Annotated in this window: 20 protein-coding genes; 10 read left to right on the plus strand and 10 right to left on the minus strand. The window is 66.8% G+C overall.

Annotated features, from left to right (window positions below):
• Positions 1-18 precede the first annotated feature (18 nt).
• From B2G71_RS13215 to B2G71_RS13230, 4 genes are all read left to right on the plus strand, one after another.
• A complete protein-coding gene (locus B2G71_RS13215; protein WP_098106563.1) occupies positions 19-312 on the plus strand; it encodes a S4 domain-containing protein in 294 nt (97 codons plus the stop codon).
• 15 nt (positions 313-327) lie between these two features.
• Positions 328-666 carry a ferredoxin FdxA gene (fdxA, locus tag B2G71_RS13220; RefSeq protein WP_098106565.1) on the plus strand — a complete coding sequence of 113 codons (339 nt, stop codon included), beginning with the start codon at positions 328-330 and terminating at the stop codon, positions 664-666.
• Positions 667-949: 283 nt separating this feature from the next.
• Complete coding sequence (locus tag B2G71_RS13225) at positions 950-1,483, plus strand: CarD family transcriptional regulator (protein ID WP_098106567.1); 534 nt, start codon at positions 950-952, stop codon at positions 1,481-1,483.
• Between the two features lie 121 nt (positions 1,484-1,604).
• Entirely contained in the window at positions 1,605-1,937 is a 333-nt protein-coding gene (locus B2G71_RS13230) for a hypothetical protein (protein WP_098106569.1), read from the plus strand.
• A 7-nt stretch (positions 1,938-1,944) separates the two neighbouring features.
• Here the strand turns inward: B2G71_RS13230 and B2G71_RS13235 are convergent, their stop codons facing one another.
• Positions 1,945-2,892, minus strand: a complete 948-nt coding sequence (locus tag B2G71_RS13235; protein ID WP_098106571.1) for an L-threonylcarbamoyladenylate synthase — start codon at positions 2,890-2,892, stop codon at positions 1,945-1,947.
• A 46-nt stretch (positions 2,893-2,938) separates the two neighbouring features.
• On the opposite strand from B2G71_RS13235, the gene B2G71_RS13240 reads away from it, so the two are divergent.
• Positions 2,939-3,787, plus strand: a complete 849-nt coding sequence (locus B2G71_RS13240; RefSeq protein WP_098106573.1) for an ATP-binding protein — start codon at positions 2,939-2,941, stop codon at positions 3,785-3,787.
• 13 nt (positions 3,788-3,800) lie between these two features.
• Here the strand turns inward: B2G71_RS13240 and B2G71_RS13245 are convergent, their stop codons facing one another.
• Positions 3,801-5,279, minus strand: a complete 1,479-nt coding sequence (locus B2G71_RS13245; RefSeq protein ID WP_098106575.1) for a sorbosone dehydrogenase family protein — start codon at positions 5,277-5,279, stop codon at positions 3,801-3,803.
• Positions 5,280-5,340: 61 nt separating this feature from the next.
• Here B2G71_RS13245 and B2G71_RS13250 point away from each other — a divergent pair, with 61 nt between their 5' ends.
• Complete coding sequence (locus B2G71_RS13250; RefSeq protein ID WP_098106577.1) at positions 5,341-5,823, plus strand: GAF domain-containing protein; 483 nt, start codon at positions 5,341-5,343, stop codon at positions 5,821-5,823.
• A gap of 139 nt (positions 5,824-5,962) precedes the next feature.
• Entirely contained in the window at positions 5,963-6,670 is a 708-nt protein-coding gene (locus tag B2G71_RS13255; protein WP_098106578.1) for a glycine zipper 2TM domain-containing protein, read from the plus strand.
• Between the two features lie 21 nt (positions 6,671-6,691).
• Here B2G71_RS13255 and B2G71_RS13260 read toward each other — a convergent pair whose 3' ends face one another.
• The 6 genes from B2G71_RS13260 to B2G71_RS13285 form a co-directional block, all read right to left on the minus strand.
• A complete protein-coding gene (locus B2G71_RS13260; RefSeq protein WP_098106580.1) occupies positions 6,692-7,660 on the minus strand; it encodes a ParB/RepB/Spo0J family partition protein in 969 nt (322 codons plus the stop codon).
• Positions 7,657-8,433 carry an AAA family ATPase gene (locus tag B2G71_RS13265; protein WP_098106582.1) on the minus strand — a complete coding sequence of 259 codons (777 nt, stop codon included), beginning with the start codon at positions 8,431-8,433 and terminating at the stop codon, positions 7,657-7,659. Before B2G71_RS13265 ends, B2G71_RS13260 begins: the two co-directional genes overlap by 4 nt.
• Positions 8,430-9,071 carry a 16S rRNA (guanine(527)-N(7))-methyltransferase RsmG gene (gene rsmG / locus B2G71_RS13270; protein WP_098106585.1) on the minus strand — a complete coding sequence of 214 codons (642 nt, stop codon included), beginning with the start codon at positions 9,069-9,071 and terminating at the stop codon, positions 8,430-8,432. The genes B2G71_RS13265 and rsmG overlap by 4 nt, the downstream gene beginning before the upstream one ends.
• Entirely contained in the window at positions 9,068-10,915 is a 1,848-nt protein-coding gene (mnmG, locus tag B2G71_RS13275; RefSeq protein WP_098106587.1) for a tRNA uridine-5-carboxymethylaminomethyl(34) synthesis enzyme MnmG, read from the minus strand. The genes rsmG and mnmG overlap by 4 nt, the downstream gene beginning before the upstream one ends.
• Before the next feature lie 63 nt (positions 10,916-10,978).
• Positions 10,979-12,259 (minus strand): tRNA uridine-5-carboxymethylaminomethyl(34) synthesis GTPase MnmE, encoded by a 1,281-nt coding sequence (mnmE, locus tag B2G71_RS13280; RefSeq protein ID WP_098106589.1) that lies wholly within the window; start codon positions 12,257-12,259, stop codon positions 10,979-10,981.
• Between the two features lie 34 nt (positions 12,260-12,293).
• Positions 12,294-12,566: a DUF6489 family protein gene (locus tag B2G71_RS13285; protein ID WP_098106591.1), complete on the minus strand. Its 273-nt coding sequence runs from the start codon at positions 12,564-12,566 to the stop codon at positions 12,294-12,296.
• A 116-nt stretch (positions 12,567-12,682) separates the two neighbouring features.
• On the opposite strand from B2G71_RS13285, the gene B2G71_RS13290 reads away from it, so the two are divergent.
• From B2G71_RS13290 to B2G71_RS13300, 3 genes are read left to right on the plus strand one after another with little or no spacing between them, the layout of a single operon-like run.
• A complete protein-coding gene (locus B2G71_RS13290) occupies positions 12,683-13,381 on the plus strand; it encodes a dienelactone hydrolase family protein (protein ID WP_098106592.1) in 699 nt (232 codons plus the stop codon).
• Positions 13,382-13,384: 3 nt separating this feature from the next.
• Entirely contained in the window at positions 13,385-14,977 is a 1,593-nt protein-coding gene (locus B2G71_RS13295) for an FMN-binding glutamate synthase family protein (RefSeq protein WP_098106594.1), read from the plus strand.
• 29 nt (positions 14,978-15,006) lie between these two features.
• On the plus strand, positions 15,007-15,975 hold the full coding sequence (locus B2G71_RS13300; protein WP_098106596.1) for a quinone oxidoreductase: 969 nt from the start codon (positions 15,007-15,009) through the stop codon (positions 15,973-15,975).
• Here the strand turns inward: B2G71_RS13300 and B2G71_RS13305 are convergent.
• Together B2G71_RS13305 and rho are read right to left on the minus strand one after the other, a co-directional pair.
• Entirely contained in the window at positions 15,972-16,682 is a 711-nt protein-coding gene (locus tag B2G71_RS13305) for a TerC family protein (RefSeq protein ID WP_206049400.1), read from the minus strand. The genes B2G71_RS13300 and B2G71_RS13305 overlap by 4 nt on opposite strands.
• 30 nt (positions 16,683-16,712) lie before the next feature.
• A complete protein-coding gene (gene rho, locus B2G71_RS13310; protein WP_098106600.1) occupies positions 16,713-17,969 on the minus strand; it encodes a transcription termination factor Rho in 1,257 nt (418 codons plus the stop codon).
• Between the last annotated feature and the right edge of the window lie 107 nt (positions 17,970-18,076).

Below are 18,076 nucleotides of genomic sequence, written 5' to 3' on the forward strand. Positions count from 1 at the left end.
GGCGAGGCGGCAGGCGCGATGCGAATCGACAAGGTTCTGTGGTACCTGCGCCTCGCCAAGTCCCGCTCAACGGCGCAAGCGATGGCCGAGCAGGGCCACATCCGCCTCAATGGCCGCCGGGTCGAGCGCGCGCATGCGAAAGTGGCCGCCGGTGACGTCATGACCCTGCCGAGCCCGGCGGGAGTCCGCGTGATCGAGCTGGTAGCGCTACCTCACCGGCGCGGTCCGGCGCCCGAAGCACGCGCCTGTTACACAGAGCTTGACGGCACACGCCCGAATCCCATAGCTGCGGCGTTCGACAATCAGGCCTGAAGGGAAGAAGCAGCAATGACCTATGTCGTCACCGACGCATGTATCCGCTGCAAGTACATGGATTGCGTCGAGGTTTGTCCGGTCGACTGCTTCTACGAGGGCGAGAACATGCTCGTCATCAATCCGAGCGAATGCATCGACTGCGGCGTCTGCGAGCCCGAGTGTCCCGCCGAAGCGATCCTGCCCGACACCGAAGGCGGGCTCGAACAGTGGCTCGAGCTGAACACGAAGTATTCCGCCGAATGGCCCAACATCACGACCAAGAAGGACTCGCCGCCCGACGCCGACGACTTCAAGGGTGAAGACGGCAAGTTCGACAAGTACTTCTCGGCCGAGCCCGGCGAAGGCGATTGAGACGCCGCGCGCGCAGCAAACGCGACGCCGGACACCCCTGATCGTAACGGAAACGGCCCGCTGCGGCCGCGAGCACGCTTGCCTCTGGAAATATTGTTACGAAGGTGTTATATACGCCTTCCACTGCTCAGGTGTTCTACCTGTCTGGCAGACGTTTCATGAGAGGCAGGGTTCGGATCAATCGGTTGGAATAGCACTCTGACCGCTGGCTGCGGCGTCTTGATACGCCCCGGGTCGCACCCAGCCACGCTTTTGATCTCTCCTGCAGGTGAAAGGACGATACATGGCAGCCAAAGCCAACGCCTTCGATGTTGGAGACTACGTTGTTTACCCGAAGCACGGTGTCGGTCGGGTCATCGAGCTTCAAAGCCAGGAAATCGCTGGCATGCAGCTCGAACTCTATGTGCTGCGGTTCGAGAAGGAGCGCATGACGCTTCGGGTGCCCGTCAATAAGGTCGAATCGATCGGCATGCGCAAGCTGTCTTCGGACAAGACGCTGCGCGAGGCGCTCGATACGCTCAAGGGCAAGCCCAAGGTGAAGCGCACGATGTGGTCGCGCCGCGCCCAGGAATACGAAGCCAAGATCAACTCGGGCGATCTCGTCTCGATCGCCGAGGTCACGCGCGACCTGTTCCGCGCCGACGACCAGCCCGAACAGAGCTATTCGGAGCGTCAGATCTTCGAAGCCGCCTCGTCGCGCCTCGCCCGTGAACTCGCGGCGATGGAAAAGACCGACGAGCCGGCCGCGCTCAAGAAGATCCTCGCGATCCTCAACGAGCACGCACCCAAATATTACGAAAGCGCCGAGACCGCCTGATCGACAGGCACTCCTGACGCGCGACGGGCCGCTTCCTTCGGGGAGCGGCCTTTCTCGTTCCGGCGGATCTCGTCCCTGCGGGCGATTGTCGCGCGGGTACAGCGGTGGCACAAGAACCGCCATGCCGTCCCGCCCGATCCTGTCGCTCGCCCTGCTCTGCACCCTGCCCGCGCTCGGCGGCTGCCTTGCGAAAACCGCGCTCGACGTCGCGACCGCGCCGGTGCGCGTCGCCGGCAAGACGGTCGATCTCGCCACCACCAGCCAGTCGGAAGCCGACGAAAAGCGCGGCCGCGAGATCCGCCGGCGCGAGGAACGGCTCGGCGAATTGCAGCGCAGCTACGACAAGAACATGCGCCGTTGCGACGAGGGCTATCGCAACGCCTGCTTCAAGGCGCGCAACGACTACGCCGAGATGCAGGACATCCTGCCCACCGTCCCGCGCGAACCGCGCTGAGAGCGCGTCAGGTCGCGGCGCGCCGCAGGCGATCGTTGATCGCCGCGCCGATTCCGTCGCCCGGAATCGCGGCGACGGCGATGCTGTCGCGGTCCGATGCGTCGCCCTCGTGGAGCGCGGCGTAGAGCCGCGCCGCCGCCTCGGCGAGATCGCCCGATGCCGACAGGTTTGTGTCGCCGCCGATATCGCCGAAGCCGATCAGGAATTCCCCGGGCTCGGCCCGCCGCGCATCGAGCCGCACAGGCTTGCCCGGCGCATAGTGGCTGGCGAGCTGCCCCGGCGCCTCGATCGCGCCGCTGCCACCGCGCGTCTCTTCCTCGCCCAGCACCCCGGCGATCTGCGCGCCGGTCACCGGGCCTGGCCTCAGGATCTGCCAGCCGCCTTCGGGGCGTAGCGCGACGATCGTCGATTCGATCCCCGCCGCGCATTCGCCCGCATCGAGGATCAGGTCGATTCGCCCGCCGAGCGATGCCACGACGTGCCGCGCGCTCGTCGGGCTGATCGCGCCGCTGGCATTGGCCGAAGGCGCCGCCAGCGCCAGTCCGGCGTCCATCAGAACCGCGCGCATCACCGGATGCGCCGGGCAACGCAAGGCGACGGTCGCGAGCCCGGCGGTGACCGCCCCGGCAAGCCCCGCGTCGGGCCGCAGCGGCAGCACCAGCGTCAGGGCGCCCGGCCAGAAGCGTTCGGCGAGGCGCAAGGCCCGCTCGTCGAACACCGCCAGCGCGCGCGCCGCAGCAAGGTCGGGAACGTGGACGATCAGCGGATTGAACGAAGGCCGTCCCTTGGCGCGATAGATCCCCGCGACCGCCGCATCGTCGTCGGCGCGCGCGGCGAGGCCGTAGACGGTCTCGGTCGGCACCGCGACGAGGCCGCCGGCGCGCAACCGCGCCGCCGCGACCGCGATCGCATCCGGACCGGCATCGAGAACGGTGGGTCGGCTGGCGTCCGGCATGACCCGCCGCTATAGCCCGCCGCTGCAAATGCCAAGGAAAAGCGCGATGGGTCCAGCAGCCGACAGTTCAAGAGATCAGGGCGATCCGCTCGCCCGCATTGCCGACGCGCTGGAGCGCCTTGCTCCACCCCCGGCTCCGGCGGTCGACTGGCTGGCGAGCCCGGCCTACGTCTGGACCGATGGCGCCGCGCGGGGAGTTGCGCGGCTCGAGGCGCCCGATCTCGGGTTGCTGCGGGGGATCGACACGCAAAAGGCGCGCGTCGTGACCAACGTCACGCGTTTCGCGGCGGGCCATGCCGCGCACGACATGCTACTGTGGGGTTCGCGCGGCATGGGCAAGTCGGCGCTGCTGCGCGCGGCGATCCGCACCGCGCAGGCCGAGCATCCCGAGGCCATCGCCCTCGTCCAGGTCGGACAGGAGGCGCTTTCGCAAGTGAGCGGCCTGTTCGTGCTGCTCGGCCGGATCGACCGCCGCTTCCTCGTGTTCGTCGACGACCTCGGCTTCGAGGACAACGACGGCGCCGGGCCCCGCCTGCTGCGCTCGTGGCTCGAGGGCGGGGTCGAGGCGCGTCCCGCCAACGTGCGGCTCGCGGTAACCTCGAACCGCCGCGCCATCGTCGCGCGCAACATGTCCGAGCAGGACAACCCGATCAATCCGCGCGATGCCGTCGATGACCGCCTCGCGCTGGCCGACCGATTCGGCCTCTCGATCGGCTTCCACAATTGCAGTCAGGACGATTATCTCGCCATCATAGAGGGTTACGCCGCCGACTTTGGCCTCGTCTGGGAAGAGACCGACGCCCTCGAATGGTCCAAGCGGCGCGGCGCGCGCTCGGGCCGCGTCGCCTGGCAATATGTCGTCGAACTCGCCGGACGCGCGGGCAAGGCGCTTTGAGACCGGGCGCTGGCTAGCGGTCGCGGTTGAGCACGCGGTCGGCGCCGCCGGAAAATCCGGCTTCGAGTTCGCGCTGCTGGGTTGGATCGCGGATTTCCTCGAGCGGCTCCATGTGCCCGGTCTCGACCGCCGCGGGACCTTCGGAAGGCGCGGCCCCCGGAGCCTCGACCCGCCAGATCACGCCGGCCGTATCGTCGCTGACGAGCAGCGCGCCGGTCTTGTCCCAGGCGAGCCAGGTGGGCCGGCCGTGAGTCTTGCCCGGCTCGATGAGGAAGCCGCCGAGCACCGTCCTGGCCTTGCCCGCGGGGTTGCCGTTGGCGTCGAAGGGCACGAAGACGACATCGTAGCCGACCGGCGGCTTGCGGTTCCACGAGCCGTGCCGTGCGATGAAGGCACCGTTGGCGAAGCCCTCGCCCATGCGGTTGCCCGCGCCCGCGAAGACCATGCCGAGCACCGCGGTATGCGCGCCCATCGCGTATTCGGGCTTGCGCGTATATTCGAGCATGTAGGTTTCCATCGGCCACTCGACCCGCTCGTCGAACTGGTCCTTCCAGTAAACCCAGGGCCAGCCGTACTGCGCCCCGACCGGCACGTTGGTGAGATAGTCGGGCACGAGGTCGGGCCCGAGCATGTCGCGCTCCTGCACCGCCGCCCACATCTCACCGGTCGAGGGATTCCAGCCCAGTCCGTTCGGATTGCGCATGCCCGCCGCATATTGGCGACGACGGCCGGTGTCGGTGTCGATCTCCCAGATCGCCGCCCGGCCCTGCTCGGCCTCCATGCCGTCATCGGCGATATTGGTGGCCGAGCCGACCGCGACGTAAAGCTGCTTGCCATCCTCGCTGAGCAGCAGGTTGCGCATCCAGTGATCACCGCCCGCTGGAAGATCCATCAGCTTCTTCGGCGAACCGGTCAGCGTGGTCGGGCCGGGCTCGAACGCGAATTCGAGCACGGCGTTGTGGTTGGCGATGTAGAGCTTGCCGTCGCCCCAGGCCATGCCCGAAGGCGAGTCCATGTCGGCCTTGCGGAAATCGAAACGCTGCTCGGCGCTGCCGTCGCCGTCGGCGTCGCGCAACAGCACGATGGTGTTGGCCGATCCGCCCGAGGCATCGACCTTGCTCATGAAGAGCTTCATGAAGAGGCCCTTGAAGCCCGAGACATCGCGCGGCGGCGAATTGGTCTCGGCCACGAGCACGTCGCCGTTGGGGAGAGTCAGCATCGTGCGCGGATGGGCAAGCCCTTGCGCGAAGCGCGTCACCCGCAATCCGGGCGCCGCCTTGGGCGTTTCCACCTCCTCCCAGCCAACCGTCTCGGCGAGGCTGAAGCTCGGCACGCGGCGCGGTTCGGGCTCGACGAGCACCGGATCGCTGCCGACGGTGGCGTCGATCGGCCGGTCCGACGGGTTTCCGCGGAAAATATAGAACGCGAAACCGCCGAGGATCACGACGAGAATGGCCAGGGCGATGAGGAGCTTGCGCAGGATCGGTCGCATGGCTTCGAAATAGGCCGGGCGGCGCTTTGCGGCAAGCGCGCGGGTAGGCTAGTCGCAAACCATGTACCAATTCGCGCCCGATCCCGACCAGCCCAAGCCCCAGCTTTACGAATCGCTCGCCCGCGCAGCGGCCGCGATCGTCGATGGCGAGCCCGATCCCGTCGCCAACATGGCGAACATGGCCGCGCTCGTCTGGCAATTCGTGCCTCGCCTGAACTGGGCCGGCTTCTATCGCGCGATCGACGATGAACTCGTGCTCGGGCCCTTCATCGGCAAGCCCGCGTGCATCCGCATTCCGTTCGGCAGCGGCGTTTGCGGCACGGCGGCGGCGCTGGGCACGAGCCAGCGCGTCGCCGATGTCCACGCCTTTCCGGGACACATCGCCTGCGATGCCGAGAGCCGCTCCGAGCTTGTCGTCCCTGTGGTCCGCGACGGCAAGGTGCTCGCGGTGATCGATCTCGACAGCCCCGAACCCGCACGGTTCGACGAGGAGGACGCGTACGGCATCGAGCGGCTCGCGCTGGTCGCGGCGACCGCGATCTGAGCGCGAACCGCCTCGCGCGGCTGCTCCGAAACGGGACAGGTACACCGCGCGAGCTTGGTTTCCGGCGAGTTGTAATGCTAAATTTCGCGTTAACGTCCGGCTCCGTTCCGGATGAACTTTCGCGAAAGGACTATGCTCGATGCGTCTTCGCCCCTCCAACCGCACTGCGCTCGCGGCTGCGCTTGTCGCCACCGTGATCGGCGCCAGTCCGAGCCTGGCCCAGGAATACGACCGTTACGACGCGGACCGGCCCAGCTGGCGCCATGATGACTACCCCGGGCGCGACGAATGGCTCGCCGATTGCCGCGCGCGCGTCGCGCGGCGCGACGATGGCGTGGGCGGCGCGGTGATCGGCGGCGTGGTCGGCGGTATTGCCGGAAACCGCGTCGCCGGCAGGGGCAACCGCACGGCAGGCACGATCGCCGGCGCCGCGGTCGGCGCTGTGGCGGGCGCGGCGATCGACCGCGCCGAGGACGCCGGGCGCCGCGACGAGTGCGAGGTCTACCTCGACAACTACTATGCAAGCTACGAACGCTATGGTCGCGATCCCGGCTATCCGGGCTATGGATACGGCTATGGCAGCTACGGCGCCTACGGTTATCCCGGAGGCGGATATCCCGGTTATGGCCCCGGTTATGGCTATGCGTCCTACGGCTACGGCGCGGGCTGCTGCGGCGGCGTGCCGATGATGATGGTCCCGGTCCAGCGCAGCGAGCCCGAATGCGTCGAGACGGTCGAATATGTCTATGAAGACGTTCCCGCGCCGCGTCCGAAGGTTCGCTATGTCCCTGAAAAGCGGACGAAAATCGTGCCGGACAAGCGGGTCAAGATTACACCGGTCAAGTGACCCGAAGCCTTTACCGGCGGGTCAGATCGATCCGCCGGTAAGGCGCTGGCAAATCAGGTCGAGCTGGTCGAGCGAGGCATAGCGGATCGTCACCGAGCCCGACTTCGGGTCGGCGTCGGCATCTATCCGCACCGGCAATCCGAGAAACTCCTCGAGGTGGCCCTGTACGGCCGCGATGTCGGCATCGTTCTCGGGATCGCGCGCGGTTCGGGCCGCGCGGCGCACCGGCGCGTCACCCCTCGCCTTCTTGCGCACCAGCTTTTCGACGTCGCGCACCGACATCTGCTTGCCGATCGCGGCCTCGGCGATCTCTTCGGCGTCCGCGCAACCGATCAACGCGCGCGCGTGCCCCATCGACAAGGCGCCCTTCTCGACATGGTCGATCACGCTTTCGGGCAACGCGAGCAATCGCTGGAAGTTGGCGACATGGCTGCGGCTCTTGTCCACCATCTTGGCGATCTCGGCCTGGGTCAGCCCCTCGCTCTCGGCCAGACGCTGATAGGCGCGCGCTTCCTCGATGGGATTGAGGTCCTCGCGCTGGAGGTTCTCGATCAGCGCCAGCGCCATGACCTCGCGCTCGTCGAGACGGCGCACGATCGCGGGAATCTCGTGGAGCTGCGCGCGCTGCGCCGCCCGCCAGCGGCGCTCACCGGCGACGAGCTGATAGCGGCCGTTGTTCATCGGCCGCACGACGATCGGCTGGATTACCCCCCGCTGGGCGATCGAGCCGGCGAGCTCGTCGAGAGACTCTTCGTCGAAGTGGCGTCGCGGCTGATCGGGATGCGGCGAGATCTCGGCAATCGCCAGTAGCGCGAGGCCATCGTACAACGCGCCGTTACGCGCCGCCGTGCCGCCGGACGGCGATCCCACCGGCTCCTCGCGCCGCGTTTCGCCAAGCAGCGCGCCAAGCCCGCGTCCCAGGCCGCGCGCCTTCGCGGGCTTGGCATCGGCCGACCGGTTCGGCGCGGCACGAGCCGGTTCGTCGGTCATGCGGCCTTCCTTCGTTCGGGCAACCGGCCGATCAGCTCGCGCGCCAACGCCATATAGGCCCGGCTTCCGGCGCAGGCATGATCGTAGATCAGCGCCGGCACCCCGTGGCTCGGCGCTTCCGACAAGCGGACGTTGCGCGGAATCGTCGTTTCGAAGACGAGCTTGCCGAGACACGAGCGCACGTCTTCGGAAACCTGGTCGGTCAGCCGGTTCCGACGGTCGAACATGGTCAGAGCGATGCCGATGATGCCAAGATCGGGATTGAAGCGCTGCTGCACGCGCTCGACCGTCTGAAGCAATTGGCTGAGCCCCTCGAGCGCGAAGAATTCGCATTGCAGCGGCACGAGCAGCGTATCGGCCGCAGTCAGCGCATTGAGCGTCAGCAGCCCAAGCGACGGCGGGCAGTCGATCAGGCAGACGTCGTAATCCGGCGCCGTCGCGAGCGCCTGCTTGAGCCGATCGGCGCGATCCTCGACCCCGACAAGCTCGACCTCGGCGCCGGACAAGTCGACCGTCGCGGGAAGGATATCAAGGTTGGGAATGCTCGTCGGCATCGTGCACTGCGCCACGCGCATGCGATCGACCAGCACATCGTACGACGAGCTTTCGCGGTCTGCCGCGTTGATGCCGATCCCGGTCGAGGCATTGCCTTGGGGATCGAGGTCGATCATCAGCGTGCGCCATCCGGCGGCGGCGAGCGCGGTGGAAACATTGATCGCGGTCGTCGTCTTGCCGACGCCGCCTTTCTGGTTGGCGATTGCAACGGTTATCACGTCCGTTTCACCTTTTTTCTGCCGATCAGCGTACCAACGATGAGGCCGGCGCTCGGGTCTGTCAGGGACTGTTCCACGTGGAACTTATGCCGCCATCCACGAAGCTCTTGCAATTCTTGGGCTGCGGAGCGCCCTTTGGGCAACACCCAAGTCGTGTCGATTGTGGAAAAGCGCGCGGATAAGTCTAGCAGTTTTGGCATCGGCGCAAAGGCCCGAGCGGAAATGACATGCGACGGAAAGGTTTCCACCAGTTCGAGCCGCGATCCGGCCACTTGGACGCGGTCCAGACCAAGCTCTGACCGCATCCGTTCGAGCCAATCGATTCGCCGGTTACGCGACTCGACCAGATGGACGCGGAGATTCGGGCGCAAGATGCCGATCACCAGTCCCGGAAACCCCGCTCCCGACCCCAGATCGAGCCACGACCGCGTTTCACGTGGAACATGCGTCAGGAGCTGCGCGCTGTCCGCGAAGTGCCTTTGCCAGACGCTCTCCAGGGTTGGAGCGGCAACGAGGTTCTGCCGCGCATTCTCTTCACGGAGCCGGACTGCCAATAGTTCGAGCCGCTCGCGCGCCTGTCCATCGAAACCCGGAGCCGTCTCGAACCACGCGCGGGCCGCCTCCTCGGAATCGATCATGCGGCCTTGCGCCGAGCATGCACGAGAAGGGCCGCCATGGCCGCCGGCGTTATCCCGGGGACTCGCCCCGCCGCCGCCAATGTCCCCGGCCGCGAGCACTCGAGCCGCTCGACCATCTCGCGCGACAAGCCGGGAACGGCGTGGAACGGGAAGTCATCCCCCAGCAGGAGCGCCTCGTTTGCCTGGAGGTCGCGCAACTCCTTCTCCTGCCGTTCGAGGTACGGCGCATAGGCCGCATCCTCCGCCAATTCTTCGAGAATGGGCTGGTCGGTCTCCGCCATGTCGCCAAGCCATGGGCCAAGCCCCGCGAGATCCACTCCGCCAAAGCGCAGCCATTCGCGGATGGGCCGCGAGCCCGAATCGCCCCGGACCGGCAAGCCGGCGGCGGCCAGGTCACCGGCGCCGACGGGCGCAGCCAGCCGCGCCTCGATCGCCGCTCGCCGGGCGCAACGCCGGTCGTACCATTCGCGACGCTCCGCTCCGACCGCTCCCGCCGCCAGCGCGATCTGCGTCAACCGCGTCACGGCATTGTTCGCCCGGAGCCGCAAGCGGTATTCGGCGCGCGCGGTTAGCATCCGGTAGGGCTCGCTAACGCCATGGAGCGTGAGATCGTCGATCATCACTGCCATGTAGCTGTTCGCCCGGTCGAGCGCGGGGCCGTCACGACCGAGCACACCGGCCGCCGCGTGCATGCCCGCCACGAGGCCTTGCGCAGCCGCCTCTTCATATCCTGTCGTTCCGTTTATCTGGCCCGCGCAATAGAGGCCGGGAAGATGGCGCAGCTCGAGACTGGGACGCAAAGCGCGCGGATCGATGTGGTCGTATTCGACGGCGTAGCCGGGCACGGCCATTTCGACGTGTTCCAGCCCTTTCATCGTGCGGAGCATCTCGAGCTGCACGTCGGCCGGCAGCGAGGTGCTGATTCCGTTGGGGTAGACCAGCGGCGTATCGAGTCCCTCGGGTTCGAGAAAAATCTGGTGGCCGTCCCGATCGGCGAAGCGGTGAATCTTGTCCTCGATCGAGGGGCAATAGCGCGGGCCCTGCGCGCCGATGGCGCCCGAGAACAATGGCGAGCGGTGAAGATTGGCGCGAATGACGTCATGGCTGCGCGCATTGGTCCGGGTGATCGCACAGAAGACCTGCGGACAGGCGCGCCGCGTGCTCATTGGCGACATGGTCCAGACCTGGCGATCGGAGGGCTGCTCGTCGAGCCGCGCCCAGTCGATCGTGCGGCCATCGAGCCGGGGCGGCGTACCTGTCTTGAGACGAGCCATCGGCAAGTCGGTCTCGCGCAACTGGGTCGCGAGCCGCTGCGCCGATGCCTCGCCGATGCGTCCGCCGACGATCCGCTCCTCGCCCCGAAACAGTGTCCCTCCGAGGAAAGTCCCGGTGCACAGCACCACTGCATGCGATGCGATTTCACTGCCGTCCGCGAGGACGATCCCGGCGACACGCCCGCCTTCGATCCGAAGCGCCGCTGCCTCGCCCGCCACTATCGTCAGGTCGCCCTGTTGCCTCAGCATGGTCTGGACCGCGCGCTTGAAGAGGGTGCGATCGGCCTGGACGCGCGGACCCTGCACCGCGCTGCCCTTCGAGCGATTGAGCATGCGATAGTGGATCGCGGCGGCATCGGCGGCCCGGGCGATCAGCCCGTCGAAAGCATCGACCTCGCGGACGAGGTGCCCTTTGCCGAGTCCGCCGATCGCGGGGTTGCAGCTCATCGCGCCCACGGTCGCGGCGTCGAACGTGACGAGCGCGACGCGCAGGCCCATGCGCGCAGCGACGGCCGCCGCCTCGCATCCGGCGTGTCCGCCGCCGACCACCGTGATGTCGAAATCGGGCATGATGGGGTGGCCAATACGCGAGGCTTCGGCCCCGGTCAAAGCTCGCCTGTTCCACGTGGAACACTATTTTCCGATGCAGAACCGCGCGAACAGCGTGTCGAGCATATCCTCGGTCGACGCGCGGCCTGTAAGCGCATCGAAGGCCACGCGGGCAAGCCGCAAGTGCTCGGCCAGAACGAGCATATCTGGGCAGCCTCGGGCCGATTCCAGCGCGGCCAGCGCCTCACCGATCAAACGCCGCTGCCGTGTGTTCAAGGCCACACGCCCCGGCCTGGGCATTGCCGCCGACGCGGTCGCGACGAGATCCTGCCGCAGAGCGTCAACGCCCTCCCCTGTAACCGCCGAGACCCGATGCCGTGCCACCTGCTTCGTCACCGTGCTCGCCAGATCGACCTGCGGCTCGATCTCCCAGGCTCCTTCGGGCCCCTCTCCTTCCTCACCGAGCCAGAGCACCAGATCGGCCCGCGCCAGCTCCGCGCGCGCGCGGTCCATGCCGATTACCTCGATCTCGTCGCCACCCGCTTCGCGCAGACCCGCAGTATCGAGAAACTGGAACGGCACGCCCGAAATCGCGACGCTACGCACGATCACGTCGCGCGTCGTCCCGGCGCGGGCGCTGGTGATGGCCGCCTCGTCTTCGACCAGCGCGTTGAACAAGGTGCTCTTGCCCGCGTTGGGCGGGCCCGCGAGCGCCACGCGAAATCCTTCGCGCAAGGTCTCGGCGCGCGGCCCATCAAGCCAGTCGCGCAGATCGAGCGCCAGGGCTTCGAGCCCGCGCCAGTCAGGCTCGCCGCCCTCACCCACGTCGTCCTCGTCGCCGAAATCGAGCAGGGCTTCCACCGCGCCGGCAAGCGCCAGCAAGCGCCTTCGCCAGTCTTCGACCTTCCGGGAAAACGCGCCCTGCGACAGAGCCAGCGCGCTGGCACGCTGCAATTCGGTCTCGGCTTCGAGCAGGTCGGCCAGCCCTTCGGCTTCGGCCAGATCGATCCGGCCTTTGACGAAGGCACGGCGCGTGAACTCTCCGGGATTCGCCCGACGCAAGCCGGGGAGCGCGGCGAGTTCCTTTTCCACGGCGGCGACGACCGCCCTGCCGCCGTGGAGATGCAGTTCGGCAAGATCTTCGCCGGTCGCGCTCGCCGGCGCGGGAAACCAGAGTACCAGCGCCCGGTCGAGCGCACGCCCATCATGTGCAACCAAGGCGCGCAGGCCGGCCCGTCGCGGCTCCGGCAAAGTCTCGCCCGCAAGTTTGCGCAAAGCCCCGGCGGCACGCGGACCGCTGATGCGCACCACCGCGATCGCCGCGGGCGGCGCGCCGCTCGAAAGCGCGTAGATCGTATCGGTCATCGCAAAACCCGGCGCCGCGGCGCGCGCACGAAGCTCAGTCGTTGTCTTTCTTCGAGGTGGTGGTGCCGGCGCCGGTCATCGCCATCGCCGCGCCGCTCTCGAGGAGCTGCTGGAACAGCTTGAGCCCGAATTGCCCCATCGGCGCCGCCTGCTTGGCGATCTCGTTGAGCTGGTCGAAATTGCCGACACCCTGCATGGCATTGGCGATGGCATCGACGTAGACCTCGTTCGCCTTGGTCACGTCCGGCAGGCCGAGAAAGCGGCGCGCTTCCTCCGGGGAGCACTCCACTTCGACGTTGACTTTCATCGCGCGCGGCCTCCAACCAGGAAATCTGCATCATTGCTGACACATGCGCTTGGCAAAGTCCATCTCCCACGCCTAGTTGCATGAGATATCCCGCAAGCTGAGGAGAAAGACTCGCGATGACCTGCAACACGCAAATTCCCACGCTCGACGGTGACGGCGCGATTCCGGCCTATGTCGCGATGCCCGAGGGCACGCCCAGGGCGGCAATCATCGTCCAGCAGGAAATTTTCGGCGTGAACGCCGGCATCCGTCAGAAGGCGGACAAGTGGGCCGCCAAGGGCTACCTCGCGGTCGCGCCCGATTCGTTCTGGCGCCAGCAGCCGGGCGTCGAACTCGATCCCGCCGTTCCCGAGCAGTTCCAGGAAGGCGTGGGCCTGATGATGAAGCACGACTTCGATCTCGGCATCCGTGACATCGAGGCGGTGATCCACTGGATCCGCCGCGAAAAGGGCGTCGCCAAGGTCGGACTCGTCGGTTTCTGCATGGGCGGCCGGATCGCCTACATGGCAGCCGCGCGCACCGACATCGACGCCGCGGTCGGCTACTACGGTGTGATGATCGATGAGATGCTCGGCGAAAAGCACGCGATCGCCAATCCGCTCATGCTCCACATCCCCACCGCCGACGGCTTCGTGACGCCCGAAGCGCAGAAGGCGATGCACGAAGGGCTCGACGATCACCCGAAGGTGACACTCCACGACTACGAAGGACTCGACCACGGTTTCGCCGAGGAAATCGGCGATCGCCGCGACGAGGCCGGCGCCACGCTCGCGGATTCGCGAACCGAAGAGTTCTTCGCCACGCATCTCGGCTGATCCTTGGCGCTGCTCGCACCAAGATACTTCGTACCCCTCCTCATCGCGGCCCTCGCAACGCTCTGCGCGGCGGTGCCGGTGCTGCGGTGGGGATTGATCCTCGTCGGACCCGCGCTTGCCATCGCGATCTGGGACTTCTTCCAGGATCGCCACACGCTGCGGCGCAACTACCCCCTGATCGCGCGGATGCGCTGGCTCTTCGAGGACCTGCGCCCCTTCCTGCGCAGCTACATCGTCGAAAGCGACCGCGAAGGACGCCCGTTCACCATCGACGAGCGTTCGCTGGTCTACGCGCGAGCCAAGGGCGACATCGCCACGCATCCGATGGGAACCGAACTCGACGTCTATTCGGACGAGTACGAATGGCTCAGCCATTCGATCGCGCCCAATGCCGATGTGCCCGAATCCTGGCGCGTCGAGATCGGCGGGCGCGACTGCAAGACGCCCTATAATTCATCACTGCTCAATATTTCCGCGATGAGCTTCGGCTCGCTCTCCGCCAACGCCATCGCCGCGCTCAACAAGGGCGCCGCGATGGGCGGATTCGCGCACGACACCGGCGAAGGCGGCATCTCGGCCCATCACCGCAAGCACGGCGGCGATCTCATCTGGGAAATCGGCAGCGGCTATTTCGGCTGTCGCCTGCCAGACGGCGGTTTCGACCGTGACCTGTTCGCGCAGCAAGCGGCGGACGATCAAGTCAAGATGGTCGAGATCAAGCTGAGCCAGGGCGCCAAGCCCGGCCATGGCGGTGTACTTCCCGGACCCAAGGTAACTCCCGAGGTTGCCGAGGCGCGCAAGATCACGCCCTGGCAATCGTGCAATTCGCCCGCCGCGCACTCCACCTTCTCGACTCCGCTCGGCCTGCTCGAATGGGTCGCCGAGCTGCGCCGGCTATCGGGTGGCAAGCCGGTCGGCTTCAAGCTCTGCGTCGGCGCTCCGCACGAGGTCATGGCGCTGTGCAAGGCCATGCTCGAGAGCGATATCCTTCCCGATTTCATCGTCGTCGACGGCGCCGAGGGCGGCACCGGAGCCGCGCCGCAGGAACTGACCGACAATGTCGGGATGCCCTTGCGCGAAGGCCTCATCCTCATGCGCAACGCGCTTGTCGGCACAAACTTGCGCGACCGGCTCCGCCTCGGCGTCTCGGGCAAGATCCATTCGGGCGCGGGAATGGCGCGCGCCTATGCGATGGGCGCGGACTGGTGCAACGCCGCGCGCGCCTTCATGTTCTCGCTGGGCTGCGTCCAGTCGATGAAGTGCCACACCGGCGAATGCCCCACCGGGGTGGCGACGCAAGTGGCCTGGCGGCAGAAGGGCCTGGTCGTCGCGGACAAGGCCGAGCGGGTCGCCCGTTTCCACAAGTCGACGCTCAAGGCGCTCAACGAGATCGTCGTCGCCATGGGGCTCCATTCGCCCTGGGAACTGACAGAGCACGAGATGTTCCAGCGCATCGACAGCGCCAAGGCCGGCCCGCTCGACGAAGTGTACCAGTTTCTTCAGCCCGGCCAGTTGCTCGACGATCCCGCGAGCACCAAATACGCCCGCGCCTGGTCGAACGCACGCGCCGACAGCTTCCGCAAGGCGGCACGCTAGCGGCAAGGCCGATCTGATGGAGACCGACCATGTTCAAAGGCTACCGTATCGTCGTCCGCCAGCCCGGCGGACCGGAGGCGATGGAGCGCGAAGACACCGAATTCGCGGGCCCGGGACCGGGCGAGCTGCTGATGGAATCCGAGGCGATCGGGCTCAATTTCATCGATACCTACCACCGCTCCGGACTCTATCCGCTCCCCCTGCCCTTCACCATCGGTTCGGAAAGCGCGGGCACGATCCTCGCGGTGGGGCACGGCGTGACCGGATTCGCGCCGGGCGACCGCATCGGCTGTGTGCAGGGCGGCAGCGCCTACGCCACGCACCGGATCGTCAAGGCCGCACAAGCCGTGCGCCTGCCCGACGGCATATCGAGCGAGGTGGCCGCCGCGACGATGCTCAAGGGCTTCACCGCGAGCTATCTGGTCGAGGACATTCCCGATCTCAAGGCCGGCGACATCGCGCTCGTCCATTCGGCGGCGGGCGGCGTGGGATCGCTGCTCGTGCCCTGGCTGATGGACAAGGGCGTCGTGGTCGTCGCGCACTCCGGGTCGGCGGAAAAGGCGTCCCGGGTCGCCGCCACGCATTCGCTCTGCGTGCCGCTCGAGGAGCTGCCCCAGGCCTTGCGCGAGGCGACCGGAGGCCGCGGCGCGGACGTCGTTTACGACGGCGTGGGCGCGGCTTCATGGAACACCTCGCTCGCCTGCCTGCGCAAGCGCGGGCTGATGGTGTCCTACGGCAACGCCTCGGGCCCGGTTGCGCCGATCAATCTGATCGATCTGATGAAGGCCGGTTCGATCTCGGTGATCCGGCCGACGATGTTCGACTTTGTCGAGACGCCGGAGATGCTCGCGACCACCGCTGGGCGCCTGTTCGACCGGCTCGAACGCGGCGTCGTCTCGGCGCGGATCGGCCAGCGCTTCGCGCTCACCGACGCGCCGGCCGCGCATCGCGCGATCGAGGCGCGCGAGACGACCGGCTCCACCGTGCTGCTTCCCTAGAAAAGCGTCCCGACGCCGAGCTGCGGATCGACCCAGCCGTCGTAGATCATCTTGAACGCGACGTAGAGGATCACGGCCAGGCCGAAATAGGCAAGCCAGCGGTGGCGCTCGATGTACTTGGCGATAATGTTGGCCGCCAGACCCATCAGCACGACCGAGAGCAGCAGGCCCACAATCAGGATTCCGGGGTGCTCGCGCGCCGCGCCCGCCACCGCGAGCACGTTGTCGAGGCTCATCGAGACATCGGCCAGCGCCACCGCCCAGGCCGCGCCGACAAACGATCGCGCCGAGCGCAGACCCGAATCCTCGTCGCCCTCGATCTCGGGCGATCCTTTGCTCTCGCCGCTGTCGTCGCGCAGTTCGCGCCAGAACTTCCAGGCAACCCACAGCAGCAGGATGCCGCCGGCGAAGATGAGGCCGACGATCCCGAGCAGCCAGGTCACGATCAGGGCGAAGACGATGCGCAGCACCAGCGCGGCACCGATACCGATCATGATCACCTTGCGCCGCTGTTCGGCGGGAAGCCCCGCCGCCAGCGCGCCGACCACGATCGCATTGTCCCCCGCGAGCAGCAGGTCGATCATCAGCACCTGGCCGAAGGCGGCCAGCGCGGCGGGTTCGGTGATGTTCGAGAAATCCGAGACGATATGGTGCCAGATCTCGGCGGGGCCTCCCAGAGAAGCGGCCCCGGCGGCGGCTGACAGCATCGGTAACAAAAGCAAGAGTGCGGACCTCGCCTACTGGTTCATTGCGTCGAAGAAGTCCTCGTTGGTCTTCGAGTCCTTCATCTTGTCGAGCAGGAATTCCATCGCGTCGATCGTGCCCATCTGCATGAGGATGCGGCGAAGCACCCACATCTTGGAAAGCTGATCCTTGGGGACGAGCAGCTCTTCCTTGCGCGTGCCGGACTTGCCGACATCGAGCGCGGGGAAGATGCGCTTGTCGGACACCTTGCGATCGAGCACGATTTCCGAGTTGCCGGTGCCCTTGAACTCTTCGAAGATGACCTCGTCCATGCGGCTGCCGGTGTCGATCAGCGCGGTGGCGATGATCGAAAGCGAGCCGCCCTCCTCGATGTTGCGCGCGGCACCGAAGAAGCGCTTGGGCCGCTGCAGCGCGTTCGCGTCGACGCCGCCGGTGAGGACCTTGCCCGAACTCGGCACCACGGTGTTGTAGGCGCGGCCGAGACGCGTGATCGAGTCGAGCAGGATCACCACGTCGCGCTTGTGCTCTACGAGGCGCTTGGCCTTCTCGATCACCATTTCGGCGACCTGGACGTGGCGCTGCGCGGGCTCGTCGAAGGTCGAGGAGATGACCTCGCCGTTGACCGAGCGCTGCATGTCGGTGACTTCCTCGGGCCGCTCGTCGACGAGCAGCACCAGCAGGAACACTTCGGGATGGTTGTCGGTGATCGCCTTGGCGATGTTCTGCAACAGCACGGTCTTGCCGGTGCGCGGCGGCGCGACGATCAGCGCGCGCTGGCCCTTGCCTTGCGGGCTGATGAGGTCGATCACCCGCGCCGACTTGTCCTTCACGGTGGGATCGAGCGTGTCGAGCCGCAGGCGCTCGTCGGGATAGAGCGGCGTGAGGTTGTCGAAGTTGACGCGGTGGCGGACCACGTCGGGATCGTCGAAATTGACCTTGGTGAGGCGCGTGATGGCGAAATAGCGCTCGCCGTCGCGCGGGGCGCGGATCTCGCCTTCAACCGTGTCGCCGGTGCGCAAGCCCCATTTGCGGACCTGGTTGGGCGAAACGTAGATGTCGTCGGGCCCGGCGAGATAGTTCGCCTCGGGGCTGCGCAGGAATCCGAAACCATCGGGCAGCACTTCGATGGTGCCCAGGCCCATGATCTCCTCGCCGTCGTCGGCGACTTCCTTGAGGATGCCGAACATGATGTCCTGGCGGCGCATCGTCGAGGCGCCTTCGACGCCCAGTTCCTCTGCCATTTCGACCAGTTCGGCCGGAGTCTTCTTCTTGAGTTCTTTGAGGTGCATTACGCTCGATTCCGGATGGAATATAAAGGGAATGAATTCAGGTACGACCGGCAAGACAAATCTGGGCTTGGGGAAAGCACATCGGGCCAACGAAGTCGGCAGCCCGT

Source organism: Novosphingobium sp. PC22D (genome assembly GCF_002556635.1).
Classification (GTDB): domain Bacteria; phylum Pseudomonadota; class Alphaproteobacteria; order Sphingomonadales; family Sphingomonadaceae; genus Novosphingobium.